This window comes from Streptomyces sp. Inha503 (assembly GCF_047215865.1).
Classification (GTDB): Bacteria; Actinomycetota; Actinomycetes; order Streptomycetales; family Streptomycetaceae; genus Streptomyces; species Streptomyces lycopersici.
This window is the reverse complement of record NZ_CP178360.1, coordinates 6,430,149-6,456,476: the sequence shown is the minus strand read 5'-3', so window position 1 is coordinate 6,456,476 and position 26,328 is coordinate 6,430,149. Positions and strand designations below refer to the sequence as shown.

Here is a 26,328-nt window from a genome sequence, read left to right as displayed (position 1 = left end):
TTACTCCTCGGTCTCGTCGGCCGGGGGCGCTGTGCCCTCGGCCGCCTCGGACTCGGCCTCCTCGGCTGGCGCGTTCACGGTCGCGGTTTCTTCCTCGACCTCTTCAGCCTCACGACCGGCCTCGGCGTTCCGGGCGATGCCGACGACGGCATCGCGCTTGCCCAGGTTGATCAGTTGGACGCCCATGGTGTCACGGCCCGTCTCCCTGACCTCATTGACCCGGGTGCGGATCACGCCACCGCTGAGCGTGATGGCGAGGATCTCATCGGTCTCCTCGACCACCAGCGCCCCGACCAGGGAACCGCGGTCCTCGACGATCTTCGCCGCCTTGATCCCGAGACCACCGCGCCCCTGGACGCGGTACTCATCGACATTGGTCCGCTTCGCGTACCCGCCGTCGGTGGCGGTGAACACGAACGTACCGGGCCGGACGACATTCATCGACAGGAGTTCGTCACCCTCGCGGAAGCTCATGCCCTTCACACCGGAGGTCGCGCGCCCCATCGGCCGGAGCGAGTCGTCGGTCGCCGTGAACCGGATCGACTGGGCCTTCCTGCTGATCAGCAGCAGATCGTCCGCGGAGGAGACCAGCTCGGCGCCGATCAGCTCGTCCTCGCGGCCGTCCTCCATCTCCCGGAGGTTGATCGCGATCACACCGCCGGAGCGGGGCGAGTCGTAGTCCTTCAGCGGGGTCTTCTTCACCAGGCCGGACTTGGTGGCCAGCACCAGATACGGCACCGCCTCGTAGTCCCGGATGGCGAGAATCCGCGCGATCTTCTCATCGGGCTGGAAGGCCAGCAGATTCGCCACGTGCTGGCCGCGCGCGTCCCGTCCCGCGTCCGGCAGTTCGTACGCCTTCGCCCGGTAGACCCGGCCCTTGTTGGTGAAGAACAGCAGCCAGTGGTGGGTGGTCGAGACGAAGAAGTGGGAGACGATGTCGTCCTGCTTCAGCTTCGTCCCGCGCACGCCCTTGCCGCCGCGCTTCTGCGAGCGGTAGTCCTCGGTCTTGGTGCGCTTCACATAGCCGCCACGCGTGATCGTGACGACGATGTCCTCCTCGGCGATCAGGTCCTCGATGGACATGTCGCCGTCGAAGGGGACCAGCTTGGTGCGCCGGTCGTCGCCGAACTTCTCGACGATCGCGGTCAGCTCCTCGCTGATGATCTGCCGCTGCCGCTCGGGCGAGGCCAGGATCGCGTTGTACTCGTTGATCTTGGCCTGAAGCTCGTCATGCTCCTGGACGATCTTCTGACGCTCCAGGGCGGCCAGCCGCCGCAGCTGCATCTCGAGGATCGCGTTCGCCTGGATCTCGTCGATCTCCAGCAGGCCCATCAGGCCCTCGCGCGCGGTCTCCACCGTGTCGCTGCGCCGGATCAGCGCGATGACCTCGTCGATCGCGTCCAGGGCCTTGAGCAGACCGCGCAGGATGTGCGCCCGCTCCTCGGCCTTGCGCAGCCGGAAGCGGGTCCGGCGGACGATGACCTCGACCTGGTGGGTGACCCAGTTGCGGATGAACGCGTCCAGCGAGAGGGTGCGCGGCACACCGTCGACCAGGGCCAGCATGTTGGCGCCGAAGTTGGTCTGGAGATCGGTGTGCTTGTAGAGGTTGTTGATGACGACCTTGGCGACCGCGTCCCGCTTGAGCACGATGACCAGGCGCTGGCCGGTGCGCGAGGAGGTCTCGTCACGGACGTCGGCGATGCCGCCGACCCTGCCGTCCTTCACCAGGTCGGCGATCTTCTGCGCGAGGTTGTCCGGGTTCACCTGGTACGGCAGCTCGGTGACCACCAGGCACTGCCGGCCCTGGATCTCCTCGACCTCCACCACCGCGCGCATGGTGATCGAGCCGCGCCCGGTGCGGTACGCCTCCTCGATGCCCTTACGGCCGACGACCAGCGCCCCGGTCGGGAAGTCCGGGCCCTTGATCCGGTCGATCAGGGCGTCGAGCAGCTCTTCCTGAGTGGCCTCGGGGTTGGCCAGGGCCCACTGGGCGCCCTCGGCCACCTCGCGCAGATTGTGCGGCGGGATGTTGGTGGCCATGCCGACCGCGATCCCCGCCGAGCCATTGATCAGCAGGTTGGGGAAGCGGGCCGGCAGGACCGTCGGCTCCTGGTTACGGCCGTCGTAGTTGTCCTGGAAGTCGACGGTCTCCTCGTCGATGTCCCGGAGCATCTCCATCGACAGCGGCGCCATCTTGCACTCGGTGTACCGCATGGCCGCCGCGGGGTCGTTGCCCGGGGAGCCGAAGTTGCCGTTGGAGTCGACCAGCGGCATCCGCATGGACCACGGCTGGGCCAGCCGCACCAGCGCGTCGTAGATCGACGAGTCGCCGTGCGGGTGGTAGGTGCCCATGACGTCGCCGACGACGCGGGCGCACTTGTAGAAGCCCTTCTCGGGGCGGTACCCGCCGTCGTACATCGCGTACAGCACCCGGCGGTGCACCGGCTTGAGGCCGTCCCGGACGTCGGGCAGCGCACGGCTGACGATCACGCTCATCGCGTAATCGAGGTACGAGCGCTGCATCTCCGTCTCGAGGCCGACCGGCTCGACGCGGAGGGCGGCGCCCTCGGCGAGCTCGTCGGGGGTCAGGTCTTCGGGCGTGTTCGGGGTGTTCTCGTCGGCCATTGCTGGTCAAAGTCCTTCTGTCGTCTGCGGCTGGGGGCCGACTCAGATGTCGAGGAAGCGGACATCCTTGGCGTTGCGCTGGATGAACGAGCGCCGTGCCTCGACGTCCTCACCCATGAGGACCGAGAACAGGTCGTCGGCCTGGGCCGCGTCGTCCAGCGTGACCTGGCCCAGGACGCGGTGGTCCTGGTCCATCGTGGTCACCCGCAGCTCTTCGGCGTTCATCTCGCCCAGACCCTTGAAGCGCTGGACGGAGTCGTCCTTGATGCGCTTGCCCTGCTCCCGGCCGGCCTGGATCAGCGCGTCCCGCTCCCGGTCCGAGTACGCGTACTCGACCTCGTCCCGGCCCCACTTGATCTTGTAGAGGGGCGGACGGGACAGGAAGACATGCCCCGCCTCGACCAGCGGGCGCATGAAACGGAAGAGGAAGGTCAGCAGCAGGGTGTTGATGTGCTGGCCGTCGACATCGGCGTCCGCCATCAGAATGATCTTGTGATAGCGGAGCTTGGCGATGTCGAAGTCCTCGTGCACCCCGGTGCCGAAGGCGGAGATCAGCGCCTGGACCTCGTTGTTCTGCAAAATCTTGTCGACCCGGGCCTTCTCGACGTTGAGGATCTTGCCTCGGATCGGGAGGATCGCCTGGTACTGCGGATTGCGGCCGGACTTGGCCGAGCCGCCGGCGGAGTCACCCTCGACGATGAAGATCTCGCACTTCGACGGGTCGTTGGACTGGCAGTCGCTCAGCTTGCCCGGCAGCGAAGCGGTCTCCAGCAGCCCCTTGCGGCGGGTCAGATCGCGCGCCTTACGGGCCGCGACCCGGGCGGTGGCCGCCTGGATCCCCTTGCGGACGATGTCCGCCGCCTCGTTGGGGTTGCGGTCCAGCCAGTCGGCGAGATGCTCGTTGACGATCTTCTGGACGAAGGTCTTGGCCTCCGTGTTGCCCAGCTTGGTCTTGGTCTGGCCCTCGAACTGGGGCTCTCCGAGCTTGACCGAGATGATCGCGGTCAGGCCCTCGCGGATGTCCTCACCGGTGAGGTTGTCATCGCGCTCCCGGAGCAGCTTCTTGTCGCGCGCGTACTTGTTGATCAGGTACGTCAGCGCGGCGCGGAAGCCCTCCTCGTGGGTGCCGCCCTCATGGGTGTGGATGGTGTTCGCGAAGCTGTAGACACCCTCGGTGTACTGCGCGTTCCACTGCATCGCGATCTCGAGGGAGAGCATCCGCTCCTTGTCCTCGGCCTCGAAGCCGATCACCGTGGGGTGGACCAGCTCGCCCTTGCGGGAGTTGAGGTAGGTGACGAAGTCGACGATGCCGCCCTCGTAGTGGTACTTCACGGAGAGCGGCTTGCCCTCCTCGTCCACATGGGCCGCGCGCTCGTCCGTCAGCGAGATCGACAGGCCCTTGTTGAGGAACGCCATCTCCTGGAAGCGCCGGGCCAGCGTCTCGAAGGAGTACTCGGTGGTCTCGAAGACTTCCGGGTCCGCCCAGAAGGTGACCGTGGTGCCGGTCTCCTCCGTGGCCTCGTTCCGGGCCAGGGGCGCGGTCGGCACTCCCGTCTTGTAGTCCTGGGTCCAGCGGTAACCGTCCGTCCTGACCTCGACCGACACCTTCGACGACAGGGCGTTGACGACGGAGACGCCGACGCCGTGCAGACCGCCGGAGACGGCGTAGCCACCGCCGCCGAACTTGCCGCCCGCGTGCAGCACGGTCAGCACGACCTCCACGGCCGGCTTCCCCTCCGAGGGGACGATGCCCACGGGGATACCACGGCCGTTGTCCACGACGCGGACGCCGCCGTCGGCGAGGATCGTGACCTCGATGGTGTCCGCGTGGCCGGCCATGGCCTCGTCGACGGAGTTGTCGACGACCTCCTGGACGAGGTGGTGCAGGCCGCGCTCACCGGTGGAACCGATGTACATACCGGGTCGCTTGCGGACCGCCTCCAGCCCCTCCAGGACGGTGATCGCACTGGCGTCGTACGACGGCGGAGCCAGTGCCTCGCCGTCGGGCATGGACGGGATGTTTTCGATGGGGTTGCCGGAATCGGCCACGAAGCGCCCTTTCTGGCACAGCACAAGCCGTCTCCGGGCAGGCGGGAGCGGCTGCGTCGTTCAACATGTGTCCGCAAGCGCTCGGTGCGCCAGCGGCGACGGTGTACGGCCCCAGTCTACCGGTAGCGCCGACAAGAATGGGGGCTTGCTGCCGCCTGAGTCCGCATGTGCCGCCCTGAACCGGCCGCCGCCGACTCCCCATATGCGGGGACGGGCTCCAAGAGGCTCACGCCGCCACTCAGCGCTTCGGGCTGTCAACCACCGGCTACCGTGACCGGGGTCTCAGCAGTCACCCTGTTACCCCCGGTTAACACAGGGCTCGAACCACGGTCAGCCGTAGGTGTCCCCCGGGCCCGTGGAGCCCGGGGAGCGCAGCGGACCGTAGCGCGGGGGCGGGCCGCCCGGACCCAGAACCTTGATCAGCTTCACCGTGCCCTGGCCCAGATCCGCGTTGAGCCGGGCCACGAGCTGGGGCGCTAGCAGCCGCAGCTGGGTCGCCCACGCCGTGGAGTCACAGCGCACCGTGAGCACCCGGGCGTCCTCGTCATAGCGCTGGGGCTCGCAGTGCTGGGCCACCTCGGGGCCCACCATCTGGGGCCAGCGGCCCATCACCCCGCCGACCGCGGCCGGGGTCTCCCAGCCACGCTCGGTGATCAGCCGATTGATCGCCGCACCGAGCGGAAGCGGATCGCGGCCATCGGCGCGCGCGCCGGAGCGCAAGCCCCCTCTGCGCGCCTGCTTCTTCTGCTGGGCCGCGGCCCCCCGGGCGCGCGCCTGCTCCTTGGCGGCGCGCAGCGCCACCCGCGCGAGATCGACGCCCGAGGGCTCCGGCACCGGCGAGGGACCGGGCGCCGCCGAGGGCCGCGCGGGCTGGTCCATCCCGTCCGTCATACGCGCCGCACCTCGCCCTCGGACACCGCATAGCGCGTACCGGTCAGCACATGCGGCACGTCGTCCTCCACCGCCGCGGTCACCAGCACCTGCTCCCCGGGGGCGACCAGCTCGGCCAGCCGCTCCCGGCGCCGCTCGTCCAGCTCCGCGAAGACGTCGTCGAGCACCAGCACCGGCTCGCCCGCCTCGGTGCGCAGCAGATCGTAGGAGGCCAGCCGCAGGGCGAGGGCGTACGACCAGGACTCGCCATGGCTGGCGTAGCCCTTCGCCGGGAGCCTGCCCAGCTTGAGCACCAGGTCGTCGCGGTGCGGGCCGACCAGTGTGACCCCGCGCTCGATCTCCTGCTTTCGGGCCTCGGTCAGGGCGGCCATCAGCAGCTCGTACAGCTCCTCGCGGCTGCCCGCGCCGGCCAGCCCCTCACCGGCCGAGCCGCGGTACTCCAGCAGCACGGGGCCCCCGCCCGGGGCGAGTTGCTCGTACGCCTTGTCGGCGAGCGGCTGGAGCACGGAGATCAGATCGAGCCGCTGGGCGAGCAACTCGGCACCGGCCCGGGCCAGATGCTGGTCCCAGACGTCGAGGGTGGACAGGGTCGTGTCGCCGCCCCCGCCGCGTGAACCGTGGCGCCGGGCCAGGGCGGCGGTCTTCAGCAGGGTGTTGCGCTGCTTCAGCACGCGGTCGTAGTCGGAGCGGACCCCCGCCATCCGGGGCGCCCGCGCGGTGATCAGCTCGTCCAGGAACCGACGGCGCTCGCCCGGATCGCCCTTGACCAGGGCCAGATCCTCGGGCGCGAACAGCACCGACCGCAGGATCCCCAGCACGTCACGCGGTCTGACCTGCGACGATCGATTGATGCGGGCGCGATTGGCCTTGCCCGGGTTGAGCTCGAGCTCGATCAGCTGCTGCCGGTCCCCCTGGACGACCGCGGCCCGGACCACGGCCCGCTCCGCGCCCATGCGCACCAGCGGGGTGTCGGAGGAGACCCGGTGGCTGCCGAGGGTGGCGAGATAGCCGACGGCCTCGACGAGATTGGTCTTGCCCTGGCCGTTGGGCCCGACGAAGGCTGTGACGCCCGGGTCGAGCGCCACCTCGGCCCGGGCGTACGAGCGGAAGTCGGCGAGCGAGAGATGCGTGACGTGCATAGTGGGCTGCGCCGACCTCCCCCGGCAGTACTGCTTGCTTCCGACCCCGAGGGGTGGTTACTTCTCGTTGCTCTCGACCGCGTGGCCACCGAACTGATTGCGCAGCGCGGCGACCATCTTCATCTGCGGCGAGTCCTCCTGGCGGGAGGCGAACCTGGCGAAGAGCGACGCGGTGATCGCGGGCAGCGGCACGGCGTTGTCAATCGCGGCCTCCACCGTCCAGCGGCCCTCACCGGAGTCCTCCGCGTAGCCCCGCAACTTGCCCAGGTGCTCGTCCTCGTCCAGGGCGCGGACGGCCAGGTCCAGCAGCCAGGAGCGGATGACGGTGCCCTCCTGCCAGGAGCGGAAGACCTCGCGGACGTCGGTGACCGAGTCCACTTTCTCCAACAGCTCCCAGCCCTCGGCGTACGCCTGCATCATCGCGTACTCGATGCCGTTGTGGACCATCTTGGCGAAGTGGCCCGCGCCGACCTTGCCGGCGTGGACGGCGCCGACCTCGCCCTCGGGCTTGAGCGCGTCGAAGATCGGCTGGACCTGGGCCACATGGTCGGCGGCGCCGCCGTACATCAGCGCGTAGCCGTTCTCCAGACCCCAGACACCGCCGGAGACACCGCAGTCGACGAAACCTATGCCCTTGGCGTTGAGCTGCTCGGCGTGCTTCTCGTCATCGGTCCAGCGGGAGTTCCCGCCGTCCACGACGACGTCGCCGGGCGACAGCAGCTCGGCCAGCTCATCGATGGTGATCTGAGTGGGGACGCCCGCCGGGACCATGACCCACACCACTCGCGGGGCCTTGAGCTTGTTGACGAGCTCATCGATGCTGTGAACATCGGCGACGTCCGGGTTGCGGTCGTATCCGATGACGGTGTGGCCTGCGCGGCGGATGCGCTCGCGCATGTTGCCACCCATCTTGCCGAGGCCGATGAGACCGAGCTCCATCAGTGATCCTTTGTGCCGTAGTCCGTTGCGTTTCGCGGTGAATCCGAGCCTACGCCCGCGGGTAGCCGCACAGATGTGGGCTACACCCGCTCATTCGCTCGGCTTTCAGCCACTCAGTCGGACCGGCATGATCAGGTACTTGTACGCCTCGTCCGCCTCGGCGTCCATGGCGGGCTTGCCACTCAGCAGGGCGGGCTTGGTCGAGGTGGTGAAGGACAGCTGGGCGACCGGCGAGTCGATCGCGCTGAGGCCGTCCAGCAGGAACGTCGGGTTGAAGGCGATCGAGATGTCGTCGCCGTCGAGCTGGGCGTCCACCCTTTCCACAGCCTGTGCGTCATCGCTGGAACCGGCCTCCAGGATCAGCACGCCCTGCTCGAAGGTGAGCCGCACCGGGGTGTTGCGCTCGGCGACCAGGGCCACACGCTTGACGGCCTCGACGAACGGGGCGGTCTCGATCACCGCGACCGAGTTGAACTCGGTGGGGAAGAGCGTGCGGTACTTCGGCAGGTCGCCCTCGAGCAGCCGGGTGGTCGTACGGCGCCCGGCGCCCTCGAAGCCGATCAGGCCCTCGCCCGCACCCGAGCCGGAGAGCGCGAGCGCGACGGTGTCACCGCTGGTCAGCGACTTGGCGGTGTCGAGGAGCGTCTTGGCGGGCACCAGCGCGACGGCGGAGATGTCGGGGGTCTCGGGCTTCCACAGGAACTCGCGGACCGCGAAGCGGTAGCGGTCGGTGGAGGCCAGCGTGACGGTGTCGCCCTCGATCTCGATCCGCACACCCGTGAGCACCGGCAGGGTGTCGTCACGGCCGGCGGCGATGGCGACCTGGGCCGCGGCGGCGGCGAAGACCTCACCGGGGACGGTGCCGGTCGCGATCGGCATCTGCGGCAGCGCCGGGTACTCCTCCACAGGCAGGGTGTGGAGTGTGAATCGCGAGGAGCCGCAGACCACCGTCACCCGCACACCGTCGCTGGAGATCTCCACAGGGCGGTTGGGAAGGGCTCGGCAGATGTCGGCGAGAAGGCGGCCGGAGACGAGGACCGTGCCGTCGTCCTCGATGTCGGCCTCCACCGAGACACGGGCCGAGACCTCGTAGTCGAAGCCGGAGAGGCTGAGCGCCCCTTCCTCCGCCTTCATCAGGATCCCCGCGAGGACGGGCACCGGCGGTCGGGCCGGGAGGCTGCGGGCCGTCCAGGCCACTGCCTCCGCGAGTACATCGCGCTCCACCCGGATCTTCACCGTAAGCCGCCTCCTGCTGTTGCTGGCTCGCCCTGCTGGCCTTCGTCGTCGGCTGTGTCGCCGGAGACCAGTCTGACGCACGCCGCCGACAGTCGGTGCGGCTCGGGGTCAAGTCGGTGCGCGGGGTGTCGGGCGGCTCGGCCCGAGGTTGTGCACAGGCCCCACTTCGAAGCGATTTCCTCGCTATCTCTATGTGGTCGTAGTAGTAGGCCCTGTGGAAACCGTGGAAAACTCGATCTGCCCTGGTCAGAGGCGATTTTTTGTCCACCGGGCCTGTGGGTGGAGGCGGTGGACAACCAGGGCTTTCTGTGGACGCCGAAGAGTTCTGCACATGCGATGCACAGACATGGCCCGGTTCTCCCCAGCGTCGTCCCCAGTTTTACCCACCTTCCCCACAGCCCAACCCGCCTCTTCAGTGTGACGCCTTTCACTCGGCCCGGTGACCGTGGCCGTTTCGTTGCCGAACAGTGGACAGCGGTGTGGAGAAGCTGTGGGCAACGGGCCTCCGGCTGTGGGTTGCCGGTGGACAAGCTGACGCGCGGCCTGTGGGCAGCTCGATCGTCCACAGTCTGTGGACTCCCGTTAGCCACAATTCCACAACCGGCTGACCTCGGGTGATCCCCTTTCCACCGGACGGCCTGTGGACGCGATCGGGACAACTCCCATGTCCCCAGGGTGTGGACGGTGGATGAGCTGTGGATCTGTGGAGAACCGGGCCGGCCGGGCGGGGAATCGAACAGTCTCGTAGCGGTGAACGACGAGGGACGGCGGTGTAACGAGGCAGGACGACGAAGGGCGCCCCGGGAGATGTCCGTCCCGGAGCGCCCTTCAGCGGTTCGCGGTGGCCCCGTGGGCCCCTCTCGGCCCCGCGGGCCCCTCTCAGCCGTTCTTGATGCGGTTGGTCAGCTCGGTCACCTGGTTGTAGATGGAGCGCCGCTCGGCCATCAGCGCCCTGATCTTGCGATCGGCGTGCATGACCGTCGTATGGTCGCGGCCGCCGAACTGCGCGCCGATCTTGGGCAGCGAGAGATCGGTCAGCTCCCGGCAGAGGTACATCGCGATCTGCCGCGCGGTGACCAGCACCCTGCTGCGGGAGGCGCCGCACAGATCGTCGACCGTGTGCCCGAAGTAGTCGGCGGTCGCGGCCATGATCGCGGTGGCGGTGATCTCCGGGGCCGCGTCCTCGCCGCCGGGGATCAGATCCTTCAGCACGATCTCGGTGAGCCCGAGGTCCACCGGCTGCCGGTTCAGGCTCGCGAAGGCGGTCACTCTGATCAGCGCGCCCTCCAGCTCACGGATGTTGCGGGAGATCCGCGAGGCGATGAACTCCAGCACCTCCGGCGGCGCGTTCAGCTGCTCCTGCACCGCCTTCTTACGGAGGATCGCGATGCGCGTCTCCAGCTCCGGCGGCTGCACATCGGTGATCAGCCCCCACTCGAAGCGGTTGCGGAGCCGGTCCTCCAGGGTGACCAGCTGCTTGGGCGGCCGGTCGGAGGAGAGCACGATCTGTTTGTTGGCGTTGTGGAGCGTATTGAAGGTGTGGAAGAACTCCTCCTGCGTCGACTCCTTGCTCGCCAGGAACTGGATGTCGTCGACCAGCAGGATGTCCATGTCGCGGTAGCGCTTGCGGAACGCGTCCGCCTTGCCGTCGCGGATGGAGTTGATGAACTCGTTGGTGAACTCCTCCGAGCTCACATAGCGCACCCGGGTGCCGGGGTAGAGGCTGCGCGCGTAGTGCCCGATGGCATGCAGCAGATGGGTCTTGCCGAGCCCGGACTCGCCGTAGATGAACAGCGGGTTGTAGGCCTTGGCCGGCGCCTCGGCGACGGCGACCGCCGCGGCGTGCGCGAAGCGGTTGGACGCGCCGATGACGAAGGTGTCGAAGAGGTACTTGGGGTTCAGCCGCGCGGTCGGCTCACCGGGGCCGGACGCGGGCGCGGGCTGAGCGGCGAGCGGACCGGGGGCGCCGGTCTGCGAGGGCAGCACGGGCGGTCCGCCGCGGGCGCGCTCGAGCGGGTCGGGCAGATCGTGGCGCTGCTCGTACGGCGGGCGCTCGGGGCTCGCCCCGGGGCCGGGGATGCCGCCGGGGCCGCCGCTTGGACCGCCGCCGGGGCCGTGGCCCGGCCCGGGGCGCTCGGCGCCCGGACCGCGGTAGTTGCCGCGCGGCTGCTCGTACGGCTGCTGGTCATAGCCGGGCTGCTGGTCATAGCCGGACGAGGCGCGCTGGGAGGCGTACGGATCACTCTCCGGGAAGCCGCCGAGCCGGGGCTGCTGCCAGCCGTAGTCGTCACGGTCCCGTGGCCAGGCGCCCGGCTCGGGGCGCGACTGCTGATACCCGGGGTACGCGGGGCGGGCGGACGGAAGGTCGTCCGGCGCCTGGCGGCCATAGCCGTCCCGGCCGTCGTAGCTCTCGTAGGACTCGCGGCTCTCGTAGGACTCGCGCTGCTCGCGCTGGGGCTGCGGGGGGACGATCGGTTCGCCGGCGGACTCGTCCACGGTGATCGCGATGCGGATCGGGCGGCCGCACTCCCGGCTCAGCGTTTCGCTGACGACGGGGGCCAGCCGGCCCTCCAGTACGCCCTTGGCGAATTCATTGGGGACCGCGAGCAGCGCGGTGTCGGCGACCAGCGCGAGGGGCTGGCACCGCTTGATCCAGTGCTCGTCCTTGGCCTCGACGCCTTGTCCGCCCTGCCCGGAGCCCTCTCCCAGCAGCCGCTCCAGCACACGTGGCCACACTGCGGCAAGATCGGCGGGTACGTCAGCCACAGGGCACGCTCTCTCACTCGCTGGGTGGGGGACGCCGACAGGTCCCACGAATGCGTGGTTCTCGGGACGGGCGTGAAGGAATCGGAGCCCAGCCACGGTAGTCAGGCCGGGGTACAGGGTTCAAGTCGTTGTCCACAGGGTGTGTACAAATGTGCCATGCGATGTCGCCGGGCGTTCCCCTGCCCCTAGGCTGTGGGGGGATAGCGCGCTGTCAGGGTGTCGGCCACCGGTTTGACCGGATGGCGTAACCGCGCGTACCGTAACCAGGTCGAGTTGTCGATGGCTGCTGCCGCCTGCCTCCGATGGGCAAGGATTCACGGGCTGATGATCCGTGGTCGTGAAGCGGTGCACTCGGGCGTATTGCGAGCTACTCGTGGGCGCACGGTGACAGCCAAGCGATAGACCGCCACCATCCGATTCATTTCTGGAGCCCCCGAGTGAGCAAGCGCACCTTCCAGCCGAACAACCGTCGTCGCGCGAAGACCCACGGCTTCCGGCTGCGGATGCGCACCCGTGCCGGCCGCGCGATCCTCGCGTCCCGCCGTAGCAAGGGTCGCGCCCGCCTGTCGGCCTGAGCAGCCTGACTCAAGGTCCATGCCGTGCTGCCTACCGAACATCGGCTGAGGCGGCGCGAGGACTTCGCGGCCGCGGTACGCCGAGGACGCAGGGCCGGGCGCCCGCTCCTTGTCGTGCATCTTCGTACCGGCCTCACCAGCGGTGATACGGACCCGCACGCATCCGGGGAGAGTGCTCCTCCGGCGCGTGCGGGTTTCGTCGTAAGCAAGGCGATCGGCGGTGCCGTCGTCCGCAATCTGGTGAAGCGGAGACTGCGCCACCTGATGCGGGACCGCATCGACCGATTTCCCGCAGGTAGCCTTGTGGTCGTACGGGCGCTGCCCGGCGCGGGTGAGGCGGGTCACGACCAGCTGGCCCGCGATCTCGACACGGCAGTGCAGCGGCTACTGGGAGGGGTGCCGCGATGAAGTACCCGCTGCTGTGGTTGATCAAGCTGTACCAGTGGACCATCAGCCCGATGCTGGGACCGGTCTGCAAGTACTACCCGTCGTGCTCGCACTATGGCTATACGGCCATCAACCGGCACGGCGCGGTAAAAGGAACGGCGCTGACGGCCTGGCGCATCCTGCGCTGCAACCCATGGTCACTCGGTGGCGTCGACCATGTCCCGCCCCGGAAGCGTCCGGTGTGGCACCAGCGGCTGCGGAACCGCCTCGGCGGGCATCCGGCTGTGGAGCCTGCCGCACAGCCCGAGACCCAGCCCTAAGCCCAAGGAGCCTGATTCGTGGACACGATCCTCGGTCCTCTTTATGACGTAGTTTCCTGGATCATCGTCCAGTTCCACTCGTTCTACAGCTTGATCTTCGATCGGGACAGTGGCTGGGCGTGGGGTCTGTCCATCGTTTCGCTGGTGGTGCTGATCCGGATCTGCCTGATCCCGCTCTTCGTGAAGCAGATCAAGTCGACGCGGAACATGCAGGCGCTCCAGCCCAGGATGAAGGCGATCCAGGAGCGCTACAAGAGCGACAAGCAGCGCCAGTCCGAAGAGATGATGAAGCTCTACAAGGAGACGGGTACCAACCCGCTCTCGAGCTGTCTGCCGATTCTCGCGCAGTCGCCGTTCTTCATCTCGCTGTACCAGGTGCTCAACCACATCGCGAACAACAGGACGGTCGGTGTCATCGACCAGTCGCTGCTGGACAGCGCCCGTAACGCTCACATCTTCGGCGCTCCGCTGTCGGTGAAGTTCATGGACTCGGCCTCGAAGGTCGAATCCCTCGGCGCCTCGCTGACCGACGTTCGCATCGTGACGATCACCATGATCGTCCTCATGTCGGCCTCGCAGTTCTTCACCCAGCGCCAGCTGATGACCAAGAACGTCGACCTCACGGTGAAGACGCCGTTCATGCAGCAGCAGAAGATGCTGATGTACGTCTTCCCGATCATGTTCGCCGTCTTCGGCATCAACTTCCCCGTCGGTGTCCTCGTCTACTGGCTGACCACCAACGTCTGGACCATGGGCCAGCAGATGTTCGTCATCCGCCGGAACCCGACGCCGGGCAGCGTGGCCTTCAAGGCCCGCCAGGAGCGGCTGCGGGCCAGTGGCAAGCTGAAGGAGGAGCCGGCCGAGGTCGCCGCGAAGGAGGCGGCCGAGGTGGCGCGCGCCAACCGTCAGCAGCCCAAGCGCCAGACCAAGGCACAGCGCTCCACGACCGGCCACAGCAAGGCCAGCTCGCAGCCGGCTTCCTCGGCCTCCACGGAGAAGTCCACCGAGGACAAGCCCGCCGCGAAGCCGGGGCCGGGGCAGAAGAAGGGCGCGCAGGGCGGCAAGCCGGCCGGCGGCGGCTCGGCTTCCGGCTCCTCCCGCGGCTCGAAGTCCGGCCAGCGCAAGGGCCAGCAGCGCCCCAAGCACCCGTCCAAGAAGTAACGAAGGAGTCCATCCGTGACGGAAGGCACCACCCCGGCAGCCGAGGGTGTCGACACCCTGACCCGCCTTGAGCAGGAAGGGGAGATCGCGGCCGACTACCTCGAGGGGCTGCTGGATATCGCGGACCTCGACGGCGACATCGACATGGACGTCGAGGCCGATCGCGCAGCGGTGTCGATCATCAGCGACTCGACCAGCCGTGATCTACAGAAGCTGGTCGGCCGCGATGGCGAGGTGCTGGAGGCCCTTCAGGAGCTGACCCGCCTCGCGGTGCACCGGGAGACCGGGGACCGCAGCCGGCTGATGCTCGACATCGCCGGATACCGGGCCCGTAAGCGTGCCGAACTGACCGAGCTGGGCACCAAGGCGGCCGAGGAGGCGAAGGGCACCGGACAGCCGGTGAAGCTCAAGGCGATGACGCCCTTCGAGCGGAAGGTGGTGCACGACGCCGTGGCCGCCGCCGGGCTGCGCAGCGAGTCCGAGGGTGAGGAGCCCCAGCGCTGCGTGGTCGTGCTTCCGGTCTGAAGCGGTTCCGCCTCGTGATCCACACGGCCCCGTCTGCACGCAGACGGGGCCGAATCTTGTCAGCCTTACATCATCGTTCAGCAGAGTGTTCGGTACGGAAGGACGGTCCCCGTGACGGAAGCAGCGGAGCTCCCCCCGGCGCCCCCCGAGGCAAGGGACGTATTCGGTGACCGTTTTCCGGAGGCCGTCCGCTACGGCGAGCTACTGGCGGATGTGGGAGTGACCCGCGGGCTGATCGGCCCGCGGGAGGTGCCGCGGCTGTGGGAACGGCATCTGCTGAACTGCGCCGTGCTCTCCGAAGTGGTGCCCGAGGGCGTCACCGTCTGCGATGTGGGCTCGGGGGCCGGGCTCCCCGGTATCCCGCTCGCCCTGACCCGCCCCGATCTCCGGATCACGCTGCTGGAGCCCCTGCTGCGCCGGACGAACTTTCTGCGGGAAGTGGTGGAACTGCTGGGGCTGGAGCATGTGACGGTGGTGCGCGGCCGCGCCGAGGAGGTCCTCGGGAAGCTGACCCCGATGCATGTGGTGACGGCTCGGGCAGTGGCCCCGCTGGACCGGCTGGCCGGCTGGGGGGTTCCGCTGCTGCGCCCGTACGGCGAGATGCTGCTGCTGAAGGGCGATACCGCCGAGGAGGAGCTGAAGCAGGCCCGGGCCGCGCTGGGCAAGCTGGGCGTGGTGGGGACCTCGGTGTTGCATGTCGGTGAGGGAGTGGTGGACCCGCCGTCCACGGTGGTGCGGGTCGAGGTCGGAGAGAGCCCCGGGGGTGTGCGCTTCGCGGCGAAGCGGGCCAAGGCGGCTCGCCGGTCGCCGCGCCGTCGGCCCTGAATCAGCGGCATTGCTCCATACAAGCTGGCAAAACTACACATACCGGAGTGTCGCGACCCATCGACGAGTCCTCCCGTGCATCGTGTTTCACGTGAAACGTCGCTCCCTGCTGCATGGAATCATCAGTCGCGGTCGTGCGGCGGCTTTGCCCCGCGACCGCCGACCCCGTATGAACGTGGATTCATCCACAGGAGAACAGGCCTCGCTGGTTCACGACCCCAAAAGCATGGCAGGCTCTGCTTATTGCGAGCCTGATGTCGAGGAGAGTGAATCCTTGCGGTCCGACGCCAACATCGCGGGGCCGATGACCGATCCGGTCCCCGGCCCCCGTACCGAATCGCCGGGGGAGGATGTTTCACGTGAAACGCCGCCTCCGATGGACGACACCCCTATTGGCCGTGCCGCTCAGCTGGCCGTCGAAGCCCTGGGCCGCGCCGGTGAGGGGTTGCCCAGGCCGGAGCAGACCCGGGTGATGGTGGTCGCCAACCAGAAGGGCGGGGTCGGGAAGACCACGACCACGGTCAACCTGGCCGCCTCACTCGCCCTGCACGGTGGCCGTGTGCTGGTGATCGATCTCGACCCACAGGGCAATGCGTCAACGGCGCTGGGGATCGACCACCATGCCGAGGTTCCATCGATCTATGACGTGCTGGTCGACAGCAAGCCCTTGTCCGATGTGGTGCAGCCGGTCCCGGATGTGGAGGGCCTCTTCTGCGCTCCGGCCACGATCGATCTCGCCGGTGCCGAGATCGAGTTGGTCTCCCTGGTGGCCAGGGAGAGCCGGCTTGAGCGGGCCATCGAGGCGTACGAGCAGCCGCTGGACTACATCCTGATCGACTGTCCGCCCTCGCTGGGTCTGCTGACGGTCAATGCGCTGGTGGCCGGCGCGGAAGTGCTGATCCCGATCCAGTGCGAGTACTACGCCCTGGAGGGGCTGGGGCAGCTGCTGCGGAATGTGGATCTGGTGCGGGGCCATCTCAACCCCAAGCTCCATGTCTCGACGATCCTTCTCACCATGTACGACGGTCGCACCCGGCTGGCCTCCCAGGTCGCCGACGAGGTGCGGAGCCACTTCGGCGGTGAGGTGCTCCGGACGAGCATTCCGCGATCGGTGCGCATCTCCGAGGCCCCCAGTTATGGGCAGACCGTCCTCACCTATGACCCGGGGTCGAGTGGGGCGCTCTCCTATCTGGAGGCGGCCCGCGAGATCGCCCTCAGAGGTGTTGGCGTGCACTACGAAGCCCAGCACGCCCATGCCTTGCCCGAGCTCAGCCAGCACGACCAGCACAGCAGCATGCAGGAGGGGATTCAGTGAGTGAGCGACGCAGAGGACTGGGCCGTGGGCTCGGTGCCCTGATCCCTCCCGCGCCGAAGGGGGCGGACAATGCCGCGTCCTCGGCGGGGGCGGGGACGGTCACGACGACCGGGGCCACCACCTCACCGACCGCGGTCCCGGTGCTCACCCAGGAGCGCGGAGTGGCGGCGGCCAAGGTGGCCGGACTGGCCACGCACACCGTTCCACAGGAAACCGAGCCCGCGCCGAGGGAGCAGGAGCCCGAGGCCGTCGTTCCGGAGGCGATGCCGGAGGAGGTGGCCGGGGCTCACTTCGCCGAGCTGCCGCTGGACTTCATCACCCCCAACCCGCGGCAGCCTCGTGAGGTCTTCGACGAGGACGCGCTGGCCGAACTGGTCACCTCGATCCAGGAGGTCGGTCTCCTCCAGCCCGTCGTCGTACGGCAGTTGGCGCCGGAGCGCTATGAGCTCATCATGGGCGAGCGCCGCTGGCGGGCCTGTCGTGAGGCCGGTCTGGAGAAGATCCCCGCGATCGTCCGGGCCACCGATGACGAGAAGCTCCTCCTGGACGCGCTGCTGGAGAACCTCCACCGGGCCCAGCTGAATCCGCTGGAAGAGGCGGCGGCGTACGACCAGCTGCTGAAGGACTTCAACTGCACGCATGACGAGCTGGCCGACCGTATCGGGCGCTCGCGTCCGCAGGTCTCCAATACGCTGCGGCTGCTGAAGCTCTCCCCGTCCGTCCAGCGCAGGGTGGCCGCCGGGGTTCTCTCCGCGGGTCATGCCCGGGCACTGCTCTCCGTGGACGACCCGGAGGAGCAGGACCGGCTGGCCCATCGCATCGTCGCCGAGGGGCTCTCGGTGCGTGCGGTGGAGGAGATCGTCACCCTGATGGGCTCGCGCTCGGGGGGCACGACCAAGCCCAAGAGCCCGAGGGCGGGTGCGCGGGTGTCCCCCGCGCTCACGGATCTGGCCTCACGTCTCTCCGATCGGTTCGAGACGCGGGTGAAGGTCGACCTCGGTCAGAAGAAGGGAAAGATCGTCGTCGAGTTCGCCTCAATAGAGGATCTCGAGCGGATCCTCGGCACGCTGGCCCCCGGTGAGGGGCCGGTGCTGGAGCAGCCGCTCTCCTCCGAGGACGGAGCGGCGGACGAGGACGAGTGAGGCGCTGCCCGTGCGGTTCATGCCGTACGGAAGGGCGGCGCGGGGCGGGTCGCGTTCCGACATGGTCGGAACGCGACCCGCTGTTTGCCCAAGGGCGGTATCGGTGCAATCTCGGCACGGATACGATGCGGTCAGATAGGGCGGATCCATGTGGAGGCGCCGCATGTGGAGGACAGGGCCATGCGATCGGTGAGCCGCACCGGACTGTTGGCCACAGGATTGGGCCTGGGAGCTGTCGGCGGTTTCGTCGGCAGTCTGCTCAGGGAGCGTAGTGCGCTGTCAGCCGCCCGTGGCGCGGCTGGCCACGGAAGTGAAGGACTGGCTTCATGGGGCGTCGGCTCGTACCGCTCACGCTGGACAACCTCCCGGACATCCCCAAGCGCTGCCGCGCCTGTGTCTTCTGGGAACTCGATCCGGTCAGCGGCGAAGCAGCCGTAAGGGCCGGCCGGCCGGAGCTGGAGAAAGAGGCATGGATCTCCGCCGTGCTGCTGGAGTGGGGATCCTGTGGCCGGGTGGTCTATGTCGATGAGGTCCCGGTGGGCTTTGTGCTGTACGCGCCTCCGGCGTATGTACCGCGCTCCACGGCCTTCCCGACCAGTCCGGTCGCGGCGGATGCCGTCCAGCTGATGACGGCATGGCTGATGCCCGGATACCAGGGGCAGGGGCTGGGCCGGGTGATGGTGCAGACCGTCGCCAAGGATCTGATCCGCAGGGGCTTCAAAGCGGTGGAGGCGTTCGGGGACGCCACGTGGAAGGAACCGGCGTGTGTGCTGCCCGCCGATCATCTGCTGGCCGTGGGCTTCAAGACCGTACGGCCGCATCCGCGCTACCCCCGGTTGAGGCTGGAGCTGAGGACGACGATCTCCTGGAAGGAGGATGTCGAGCTGGCGCTGGACCGGCTGCTCGGCGCCGTCCAGAAGGAGCCGGCGCTTCGGCCGCTGTAGCGGGTTCCACGTGAAACAGGCGGAGCTTGGGTTCCACGTGAAACACGAAGGGGCTGCCCCGATGGGCAGCCCCTTCGTGTATGAGGGCGACGCGTGGTGTGCTCAGCCGATGAAGTCGGCCAGGTCGCGCTCGATGGCGGCCTTGGGCTTGGCGCCGACGATGGTCTTGGCGACCTCGCCGCCCTGGTAGACATTGAGCGTCGGGATGGACATCACGCCGTACTTGGCGGCCGTCGCCGGGTTCTCGTCGATGTTGAGCTTGGCGATGACGATCTTGTCGGGGTGCTCGGCCGCGATGGCCTCCAGGGAGGGGGCGATCTGGCGGCACGGACCGCACCAGGCGGCCCAGAAGTCGACGAGTACCGGCTTGTCGCTCTTGAGGACCTTCTCCTCGAAGTCGGCGTCCGTCACGGTGACCGTGGCACCGGCCATGGCAATCTCCTTAGTGAGTTGGTGCAGAGGTGGGAAGCGGAGTCAGACGGTGGCGTCGCCCTGCCCCAGTGAGGCGAGGTACCGCTCGGCGTCCAGTGCCGCCGAGCAACCGGTGCCGGCCGCGGTGATCGCCTGACGGTAGGTGTGGTCCACGACATCGCCGGCGGCGAAGACACCGGGCAGGTTGGTCCGGGTGGTGGGCGCTTCCACCTTCAGGTACCCCTCGTCGTCCAGGCCCAGCTGGCCCTTGAACAGCTCGGTGCGCGGGTCGTGGCCGATCGCGATGAACAGCCCGGTGACCGGCAGCTCGGAGGTCTCGTCCTTCTTGACGTCGCGGATCGTGAGACCGGAGAGCTTGCCGTCTCCGTGGATCTCCTCGACCACGCTGTCCCAGATGAACGAGATCTTCGGGTCGGCGAAGGCCCGCTCCTGCATCGCCTTGCTGGCGCGCAGAGTGTCCCGGCGGTGGACCACCGTGACCGACTTCGCGAACCGCGACAGGAAGGTCGCCTCCTCCAGGGCCGTGTCACCGCCGCCGATGACGGCGATGTCCTGGTCCTTGAAGAAGAACCCGTCACAGGTGGCACACCAGGAGACACCGCGGCCGGAGAGCTCGTCCTCGCGCGGCAGCCCCAGCTTGCGGTGCTGAGAGCCGGTGGCCACGATGACGGTCTTGGCACGGTGGACCGTACCGGCGGAGTCGGTGACGGTCTTGATCTGCTCGCTGAGGTCGACCGCGGCCACGTCGTCCGGAACGAGCTCGGCGCCGAAGCGCTCGGCCTGGGCCCGCATGTTGTCCATCAGGTCGGGGCCCATGATCCCGTCCCGGAAGCCCGGGAAGTTCTCCACATCGGTGGTGTTCATCAGGGCGCCACCCGCGGTCACGGAACCTTCGAAGACCAGCGGCTTCAAGGAAGCGCGGGCGGTGTAGAGCGCGGCCGTATAGCCCGCGGGCCCGGAACCGATGATGATCACGTTGCGGACGTCGCTCACGGATGTCTTCCTTGTCTCTGCCGACTGCCGGACTGCTGACTGGGCGGGCGGCTCCGGGTCCCCCGGAATTCCGCTGCCACCCCACCCAACGGATCCTACGGGTCAGGCATTCCCGAGCGCTGTCAGGCAGGGCCCCGGTGTGCGGTGTGCCTCAGCGGCGCGGGTAGGTCCGGGTCACCAGGAGCTCCCCGGGAGTCGTCGGGGACGCCGAGACGCAGGACGCGTCGATCACAAAGGCATCGACGCGCGAGCTGTCGGAGGGGTGCGGGAAGACGACGATATAGGCGCTCTGGCCGTCGTAGGTGTCCTGCTGCGCCGCGAGGGCCGGCTCCTTGCGACCGGTGCCGCTCTGTACGCAGGAGGGCACCTCAGGGTCGTCATCGGCTCGCAGCGGGACATCGGGCGAGTTGCCCTGCCCGGTGACGCCGTTCGACGCGGTGGACTTCCGGTTGGCGAGCAGCTCGTGCACCCGGTCCTTGAGCGTGCCCGAGGAGAGGGTGGAGTTCGCGGTGGAGCTCTGGCTGGCGTGCGTCTGGGTGCCGCTGTCGCTGTGATCGCCGGAGGAGCCGCTCTGGAGGAAGAAGGACCCGATGCCGATCACCGCGGCGGCGCATGCGCCGCCGAGGACGGCCTTGCGCCAGCGGCGGGCGCGGCCGGGGCGGGTGCCGGGTCCGGCGGTTCCCCGTCCAGGGCCGGTGGCCCCACGCGGGCGCCCGGCGGGCCGGTCCGCCGCGATGGACGGCTTGGCCGTGGGCTCCACAGTCCCGGAGCCGGGGTCGCTGGAGGCGCCATCGGCCGTTTCACGTGAAACAGGCGTGTGCGTGGCGTCCGGATCCGGAGTTTCACGTGAAACATCGGCCACGCGCTCGGGGGCGGTCGCGTCGAGAAGTGCTTCGGCCGCCAGCGCCGCGTCGATGCGGCCCGCGATATCGGCGGGCATCCGCACCGGTCCCGGGAGCGTTCCGAGCAGGGAGCGGATCTCGTCCAGAGACTCCCATACGTCCGCACACAGCACGCAGCTCGTGAGGTGAGTGCGCACATCGACGGCGCGGGACGGAGAGAGCAGACCCTCGGTGAGTGCGGAGATCTCCGCGACTTCAGGGTGCTCTTCCGTGTCCGTCGAGGATGTCACGCTCGCCCACCTCCGCCCTTCACGGCATCTGTGTCGTTCGGTCCTGCCGTCGGTGGGACGGACGTCCCCTGCGTCCGGTTCCTTCCCATGCTCGAGGGTGAGCTACCCCTCCCACTGGGGTGGAGATGTGAGAGGAGGGGCAGCAGTCGTGCGCGGCCCCGGGCGCAGCGGCTCTTGACGGTGCCGGTGGGAACGTCCAGTACCTTCGCCGCCTCCGCGACGGGGTAGCCCTGCATATCGACCAGCACCAGGGCCGCGCGCTGCTCGGGAGGGAGGGTGCGCAGCGCCTGGAGCAGTTCGCGGTGGAGATCACCGCGCTCGGCGGGGGCCGCGGCCGACTCATGGGGTTCCAGAAGTTGCTCCAGCCGCTCGGTGTCGTCGACGGGGGAGGTACGACGGGAGGCGGCCTTGCGGGCCCGGTCCAGACAGGCGTTGACCGTGATGCGGTGCAGCCAGGTGGTCACGGCGGACTGGCCCCGGAAGGTGTGGGCGGCGCGATAGGCGGAGACGAGCGCGTCCTGGACCGCGTCGGCCGCTTCCTCACGGTCGCCGAGGGTGCGCAGCGCCACCGCCCAGAGTCTGTCGCGGTGGCGCCGCACTATTTCGCTGAAGGCGTCCGGGTCGCCGTCGACGTGCCGGGCGAGGAGCTCGCCGTCGCTCGCTCCGCCGATGGTGGCGTCGTCCAACGTTGAGCCCCCTGCCCGATCAGCCGGCTCAGCCGGTGAACTTCACTTCGGTGATGGCCTGCTTGTAGCCGGGGTCGCTGTACGTGTCACCGGGCGCTTGGGGCATCGCGGTCATCCACAGGACGACATACCGGGCCGATTCCGGGCGGTTCACGGTGAGCTTGGCCGTGGTGCCCGAGGTCGTGGTTGTTGCGAGCTTCCTCATGGAACTCAACGGTGCGGATGAGGAAAGCGAGTCCGCCGCGTACAGCGACACCGTGGTGTGATCGCCCCCATACTTCAGCCCGAGGGTGGCCGTCTTGGGCTTGTGCCCCGCACCAAGGTCGTACACCAAGCCCACACCCTTCTTGAAGGCCGGGTTGAGATCGGGGCCTTCGTCGTAGCTCTTGCTGCGCCACACCGTGTCTGGGTCGTCGTCGTAGGTCAAGGGCACCTGATTGGTGTGCTGGGGATTCCCGTCGGGGTAGTACTCCGCGGCGCCCTGGATCTTCATCGGTTTGCTGCCAACCTTTGCGCCCTTGCCGTCGTCCTTCTCACTGGTGGACTTGCCCGGGCTGGACTTGTTCTCCTCCTTGAGGAGGGTGTCCGCGAGCTGCCAGCTGCCGAGGCCGAGAGCGGCGATCAGAAGGGCGGAGACGGTCCACTTGAGGGCCTTGCCCGTGCGGCTCTGCAACGGCGGCGGAGGCGGCACGGGAGCGGCCGTGCGGGCCGTGTGCGCGGTGCCGCCGCGGTTCGGCTGCTGGCCGTACACGCCCTGTTGGTACGTCGTGCGCTGGTACGCCGGGGAGGGGGTGAAGGCGGGCTCCGGCGGCCGGATGCGCGGCATCGCCGCGACGGCCTTGGCCAGCTCCTCGGGGGTGGTGCAGGGCTGGTCCTGACGGGAGGCGGTGGCCCCGTCGTTGACCAGCGCGCGCATCGCGAGCTCGGACAGACCGCGGTGCACTCCGGCGCGGACCTGGTCGGGGGCGATCAGGCCCACGCCCTTGGGCAGCCCGGAGAGGCCGTAGGCGTCGGCCTCGTACGGCCAGCGCTGAGTGAGCGCCGCGTACAGCAGCGCGCCGATCGCCTCGGTGTCGGTGCGCTGGGGGTGGTCGACGCTGATACCACGCAGGGCGGCCATGACGGCCAGTCCGCGGATCCGGTACTGGCCGGACTCGGTGCGCAGCACGGAGCCGGGGTTCAGCCGCAGATGGGCCAGGCCCTCGCGGTGGGCGGCGGCCATGGCCTGGGAGACCTGGCTGACCAGCTGGTACGCGTCGTGCGGCTCGAGCGGCCCGGCGGCCAGCACGGCGGTGAGCTCGGTGGCGTCGGGAAGCCACTCATGGACGACATAGACGAGATCGTTCTCCTCGACGGCGTCGAGGACCTGGACGAAGCGGGGATCGCCCAGCAGGGCCGCCGAACGGGCGGCGGCGAGCACCGACCTGGCGCGCGGATGGTCCGCGGGCACGACATGCACCCCGACGGCACGCCGCAGTTTCTCGTCCACGGCACGCCAACTGCTGAATCCGTCCAGACGGGTGACGCACTCCTCCAGACGGTAGCGTCTGGCCAGCTTGTGACCGCTGTGCAGTTCGAGCGGGTTCGCTTCGGCCGCGGCGCCCGTATCGTCGGTGCCCGCGGCCTCTGTCCCCTTGCCGACCTTCTGTTTCGTCCCCGCCCCGTCGGCCGTGGCCTTACCCGCCTCGGCGGTCAGCGGCTCCTCTCCACCGCTGTCGGCCACGTCGACGGCAGCCGTGCTCCGTTCCGCCACCGTCGTTCCTGCCTCCCCATCCGTTGCGCCTACTCCGAGCCAAGACAATTGTGCCCACAGTCCGCCGCTATGCACGACACACGGTGGCGGACGATGGTTGTGCTCAATGATCAGCGTCCGAGTCGTCCGCGCACCATACCGACCATGGCCGTCAGCTCATCAACGCGCATCCGTTTCGCAGCAATGTAGAAGACCGCGATAAGAACGAGACCGCCGCCCAGCAAAGCCGCTACGGAACCGACGACGCCCATTCCGAGGGTCTGCATGATGGTGTAGGCCGAGCCACCGCCCAGGAGGGCGGCGGGGATGCTGGCGCCGACGAGGCGGGTGTAGGTGCGCACGACGCGGGGGCCGTCCAGATCGCCGCCCAGCCGGTTGCGCAGCCGCTTCCAGGCCACGCCCACGCCGATGGCGTAGGCCAGGCCGTAGGCGGCCGCCATACCGGCGACGGCCCAGCGGGCGGGGAGCAGGAGATACGCGAGCCCGGATCCGGCGGCGTTGACCGCCGCGACGATGACGGTGTTGTAGAAGGGGGTGCGGGTGTCCTCGTAGGCGTAGAAGCCACGGAGGACGACGTACTGCACGGAGAACGGAATGAGCCCGAGGCCGAACGCCATGAGGATGTAGCCCATGGCTTGGGCCGTCGCGGTGCCCGAGGTCCCGAACAGCAGCGTGCAGAGGGGGATACCGAGCGCGATGAAGCCGAAGGCGAGGGGGACGATGGCTACGGCGGAGGTGCGCAGGCCCTGCGAGATGTCGTCGCGGACCGCACCGGGGTCGCCGTCGTGGGCCGCGCGGGAGAGCCTGGGCAGCAGAGCCGCCATCACCGAGACGGTGATGATGGCCTGGGGCATGTTCCAGATGAGCTGAGCGCTCGTGTAACCGACGTAGCTCGCCCCTGGGTGGCCCCCGTTGTCGGCCTCCGTACCGGCCGCAGTGGCGAGCTGGGTCACCACGATGTTGCCCGCCTGATTGGCGAGCACGAACAGCACGGTCCACTTGGCCAGTTTGGCGGCCTTGCCGAGGCCGTGGCCGCGCCAGTCGAAGCGCGGCCGGAAGCGGAAACCAGCTGCCCGGAGGTAGGGGAACATCGACAGGGCCTGGACGGCGAGGCCGAGGAGCGTGCCGATGCCGAGCAGCCGGATGCCCTCCGGGGTGATGGTCGTGACACCCATGTTGGAGTTGCTGGAGGTGCCGAACACCCAGATGAAGAGGCCGAAAGTAGCGATGACGACAATGTTGTTGAGAACTGGGGTCCACATCATCGCGCCGAACTTGCCCCGGGCGTTGAGGATCTGACCGACCACGACGTGCACGCCCATGAAGAAGATGGTGGGCAGGCAGTAGCGGGCGAAGGTGACCGCCACCTCGTTGGAGGGGGGATCGCTGGCGATGTCCGCGGAGAGCATCCGGATCAGCGTCGGGGCCGCGAACACCGAAACCGCGACGAGGCTGCCGAGCGCGACCATCGTCAGCGTGAGCAGACGGTTGGCGTAGGCGACTCCGCCGTCCTTGTCCTCCTTCATCGCGCGCACGAGCTGCGGGACGAAGACCGAGTTCAGACCGCCGCCGACCGTGAGGAAGTAGATCATCGCGGGTAGCTGATAGGCGACCTGGTAAGCCTGGCCGAGGCTGGCGGCGCCGAGTCCCGCGACGATCACCATCTGCCGGAGGAAGCCGGTCAGGCGGGAGACCAAGGTGCCCGCGGCCATCAGCGCGCTTGATTGCAGCAGACCCGCCGCCCGGCCCCCTGAGGCCTTCGGCTCGGGCTCGGTCGCGGGGGCGGTCACCACCGGGGCGGCCACCGTGGGGGCGGCGGCCGCCGCGCCGGCGGGCTCGGATCTGGGCGGTCCGGGGAACGGCGCCTGCCCCTGAGCGGGCGCCTGGCCCTGGGGGTAGCTCTCCGCGCCCTGGGGGTAGCCCTGGCCCTGGCCGGCCCGGGGCTCATAGGGCTGCTGATCGCGGTAGAGGTGCGCGAAGGCGTCCCGCTGCGGCTGCTCCCCCGCGCCGTAGCCGCCGTCCGCCCCCGGATAGCCCTGGCCCGCCTGATCGGCGGTGTACGGCTGCTGTACGGCGCCCTGGTGGCCGGTGGCGGCCTCGGGGGACCAGGCGCGCGGGTCGGGGCCCTGCGGCGTGGGGGGCTGCTGGTAGTACTGCTGCTGGTAGCCGTCCTGCCGCGGTGCGTGGGAGGAGTGCCGGTCGTACCGGGGGTCCGTCAGCGGATCGTGGGCGTACCGATCCTGCGTCGGATACGGATAGGGCGTGAAGCTGCCCGTCGCGTACGAGTCGTCCAGGTACGGGTCCGGTGCGTAGTACTGCTGGCCGTACGACTGGCGCGGATCGGCCGGGGGCGCCTGGTGGGCGTCGCCCAGATACGGATCCCGCTGGTGCGGTTCCTGTCCGTAAGGGTCGTGGGGGCCGTGAGGGGACGGCTGTGGCGGCGGTGGCACTCGGCCATCACCGTCATACGGCGCGTTCATCGCTACCCCACCT

At 68.8% G+C, this 26,328-nt stretch carries 22 protein-coding genes; 9 read left to right on the top strand and 13 right to left on the bottom strand.

Going from position 1 to position 26,328, the window contains the following annotated elements; all coding sequences use genetic code 11:
- The 7 genes from gyrA to dnaA form a co-directional block, all read right to left on the bottom strand.
- On the bottom strand, positions 1-2,625 hold the full coding sequence (gene gyrA / locus ACJX2R_RS26660; protein WP_262702074.1) for a DNA gyrase subunit A: 2,625 nt from the start codon (positions 2,623-2,625) through the stop codon (positions 1-3).
- 42 nt (positions 2,626-2,667) lie between these two features.
- Complete coding sequence (gene gyrB, locus ACJX2R_RS26655; protein ID WP_413102192.1) at positions 2,668-4,698, bottom strand: DNA topoisomerase (ATP-hydrolyzing) subunit B; 2,031 nt, start codon at positions 4,696-4,698, stop codon at positions 2,668-2,670.
- Between the two features lie 306 nt (positions 4,699-5,004).
- A complete protein-coding gene (locus tag ACJX2R_RS26650) occupies positions 5,005-5,565 on the bottom strand; it encodes a DUF721 domain-containing protein (protein WP_413102191.1) in 561 nt (186 codons plus the stop codon).
- Positions 5,562-6,704 carry a DNA replication/repair protein RecF gene (gene recF / locus ACJX2R_RS26645; protein WP_262702076.1) on the bottom strand — a complete coding sequence of 381 codons (1,143 nt, stop codon included), beginning with the start codon at positions 6,702-6,704 and terminating at the stop codon, positions 5,562-5,564. The genes ACJX2R_RS26650 and recF overlap by 4 nt, the downstream gene beginning before the upstream one ends.
- Before the next feature lie 57 nt (positions 6,705-6,761).
- Positions 6,762-7,643 (bottom strand): phosphogluconate dehydrogenase (NAD(+)-dependent, decarboxylating), encoded by an 882-nt coding sequence (gene gnd / locus ACJX2R_RS26640; protein ID WP_413102190.1) that lies wholly within the window; start codon positions 7,641-7,643, stop codon positions 6,762-6,764.
- A gap of 105 nt (positions 7,644-7,748) precedes the next feature.
- Entirely contained in the window at positions 7,749-8,879 is a 1,131-nt protein-coding gene (gene dnaN, locus ACJX2R_RS26635; RefSeq protein WP_413102189.1) for a DNA polymerase III subunit beta, read from the bottom strand.
- Between the two features lie 879 nt (positions 8,880-9,758).
- Positions 9,759-11,645 (bottom strand): chromosomal replication initiator protein DnaA, encoded by a 1,887-nt coding sequence (gene dnaA / locus ACJX2R_RS26630; protein ID WP_413102188.1) that lies wholly within the window; start codon positions 11,643-11,645, stop codon positions 9,759-9,761.
- A 437-nt stretch (positions 11,646-12,082) separates the two neighbouring features.
- Between dnaA and rpmH the strand changes: the two genes are divergently transcribed.
- The 9 genes from rpmH to ACJX2R_RS26585 all read left to right on the top strand — a co-directional run bounded on the left by rpmH (position 12,083) and on the right by ACJX2R_RS26585 (position 18,839).
- Positions 12,083-12,220: a 50S ribosomal protein L34 gene (gene rpmH / locus ACJX2R_RS26625; RefSeq protein ID WP_003956500.1), complete on the top strand. Its 138-nt coding sequence runs from the start codon at positions 12,083-12,085 to the stop codon at positions 12,218-12,220.
- A gap of 24 nt (positions 12,221-12,244) precedes the next feature.
- Positions 12,245-12,628: a ribonuclease P protein component gene (gene rnpA, locus ACJX2R_RS26620; protein WP_037954594.1), complete on the top strand. Its 384-nt coding sequence runs from the start codon at positions 12,245-12,247 to the stop codon at positions 12,626-12,628.
- Positions 12,625-12,927 (top strand): membrane protein insertion efficiency factor YidD, encoded by a 303-nt coding sequence (yidD, locus tag ACJX2R_RS26615; protein ID WP_262702080.1) that lies wholly within the window; start codon positions 12,625-12,627, stop codon positions 12,925-12,927. Before rnpA ends, yidD begins: the two co-directional genes overlap by 4 nt.
- An 18-nt stretch (positions 12,928-12,945) precedes the next feature.
- Positions 12,946-14,088 (top strand): membrane protein insertase YidC, encoded by a 1,143-nt coding sequence (yidC, locus tag ACJX2R_RS26610; protein ID WP_262702081.1) that lies wholly within the window; start codon positions 12,946-12,948, stop codon positions 14,086-14,088.
- Positions 14,089-14,103: 15 nt separating this feature from the next.
- On the top strand, positions 14,104-14,613 hold the full coding sequence (locus ACJX2R_RS26605) for a protein jag (protein ID WP_020869968.1): 510 nt from the start codon (positions 14,104-14,106) through the stop codon (positions 14,611-14,613).
- Between the two features lie 111 nt (positions 14,614-14,724).
- On the top strand, positions 14,725-15,438 hold the full coding sequence (gene rsmG / locus ACJX2R_RS26600) for a 16S rRNA (guanine(527)-N(7))-methyltransferase RsmG (RefSeq protein ID WP_037954600.1): 714 nt from the start codon (positions 14,725-14,727) through the stop codon (positions 15,436-15,438).
- 226 nt (positions 15,439-15,664) lie between these two features.
- Entirely contained in the window at positions 15,665-16,753 is a 1,089-nt protein-coding gene (locus ACJX2R_RS26595; protein WP_078956777.1) for a ParA family protein, read from the top strand.
- Positions 16,750-17,895, top strand: a complete 1,146-nt coding sequence (locus tag ACJX2R_RS26590) for a ParB/RepB/Spo0J family partition protein (RefSeq protein ID WP_262702083.1) — start codon at positions 16,750-16,752, stop codon at positions 17,893-17,895. The genes ACJX2R_RS26595 and ACJX2R_RS26590 overlap by 4 nt, the downstream gene beginning before the upstream one ends.
- Positions 17,896-18,221: 326 nt before the next feature.
- On the top strand, positions 18,222-18,839 hold the full coding sequence (locus ACJX2R_RS26585; protein ID WP_037954609.1) for a GNAT family N-acetyltransferase: 618 nt from the start codon (positions 18,222-18,224) through the stop codon (positions 18,837-18,839).
- 102 nt (positions 18,840-18,941) lie between these two features.
- Here the strand turns inward: ACJX2R_RS26585 and trxA are convergent, their stop codons facing one another.
- From trxA to murJ, 6 genes are all read right to left on the bottom strand, one after another.
- Positions 18,942-19,271, bottom strand: coding sequence for a thioredoxin (trxA, locus tag ACJX2R_RS26580; protein WP_014061966.1), 330 nt, complete (start codon positions 19,269-19,271; stop codon positions 18,942-18,944).
- Positions 19,272-19,313: 42 nt separating this feature from the next.
- Positions 19,314-20,264, bottom strand: a complete 951-nt coding sequence (trxB, locus tag ACJX2R_RS26575) for a thioredoxin-disulfide reductase (RefSeq protein ID WP_413102187.1) — start codon at positions 20,262-20,264, stop codon at positions 19,314-19,316.
- 151 nt (positions 20,265-20,415) lie between these two features.
- On the bottom strand, positions 20,416-21,396 hold the full coding sequence (locus ACJX2R_RS26570) for a hypothetical protein (RefSeq protein WP_413102186.1): 981 nt from the start codon (positions 21,394-21,396) through the stop codon (positions 20,416-20,418).
- Entirely contained in the window at positions 21,393-22,082 is a 690-nt protein-coding gene (gene sigM / locus ACJX2R_RS26565) for an RNA polymerase sigma factor SigM (RefSeq protein ID WP_020869976.1), read from the bottom strand. Before sigM ends, ACJX2R_RS26570 begins: the two co-directional genes overlap by 4 nt.
- 28 nt (positions 22,083-22,110) lie before the next feature.
- A complete protein-coding gene (locus ACJX2R_RS26560; RefSeq protein WP_413102185.1) occupies positions 22,111-23,835 on the bottom strand; it encodes a protein kinase family protein in 1,725 nt (574 codons plus the stop codon).
- 110 nt (positions 23,836-23,945) lie between these two features.
- On the bottom strand, positions 23,946-26,315 hold the full coding sequence (murJ, locus tag ACJX2R_RS26555; protein WP_413102184.1) for a murein biosynthesis integral membrane protein MurJ: 2,370 nt from the start codon (positions 26,313-26,315) through the stop codon (positions 23,946-23,948).
- Between the last annotated feature and the right edge of the window lie 13 nt (positions 26,316-26,328).

Bases quoted from the DNA above. Each gene is read 5' to 3' on its own strand.
- gnd (WP_413102190.1), bottom strand. From the start codon at position 7,643: ATGGAGCTCGGTCTCATCGGCCTCGGCAAGATGGGTGGCAACATGCGC.
- gyrA (WP_262702074.1), bottom strand. From the start codon at position 2,625: ATGGCCGACGAGAACACCCCGAACACGCCCGAAGACCTGACCCCCGAC.
- ACJX2R_RS26585 (WP_037954609.1), top strand. From the start codon at position 18,222: ATGGGGCGTCGGCTCGTACCGCTCACGCTGGACAACCTCCCGGACATC.
- yidD (WP_262702080.1), top strand. From the start codon at position 12,625: ATGAAGTACCCGCTGCTGTGGTTGATCAAGCTGTACCAGTGGACCATC.
- trxA (WP_014061966.1), bottom strand. From the start codon at position 19,271: ATGGCCGGTGCCACGGTCACCGTGACGGACGCCGACTTCGAGGAGAAG.
- recF (WP_262702076.1), bottom strand. From the start codon at position 6,704: ATGCACGTCACGCATCTCTCGCTCGCCGACTTCCGCTCGTACGCCCGG.
- ACJX2R_RS26650 (WP_413102191.1), bottom strand. From the start codon at position 5,565: ATGACGGACGGGATGGACCAGCCCGCGCGGCCCTCGGCGGCGCCCGGT.
- ACJX2R_RS26595 (WP_078956777.1), top strand. From the start codon at position 15,665: ATGGCAGGCTCTGCTTATTGCGAGCCTGATGTCGAGGAGAGTGAATCC.
- murJ (WP_413102184.1), bottom strand. From the start codon at position 26,315: ATGAACGCGCCGTATGACGGTGATGGCCGAGTGCCACCGCCGCCACAG.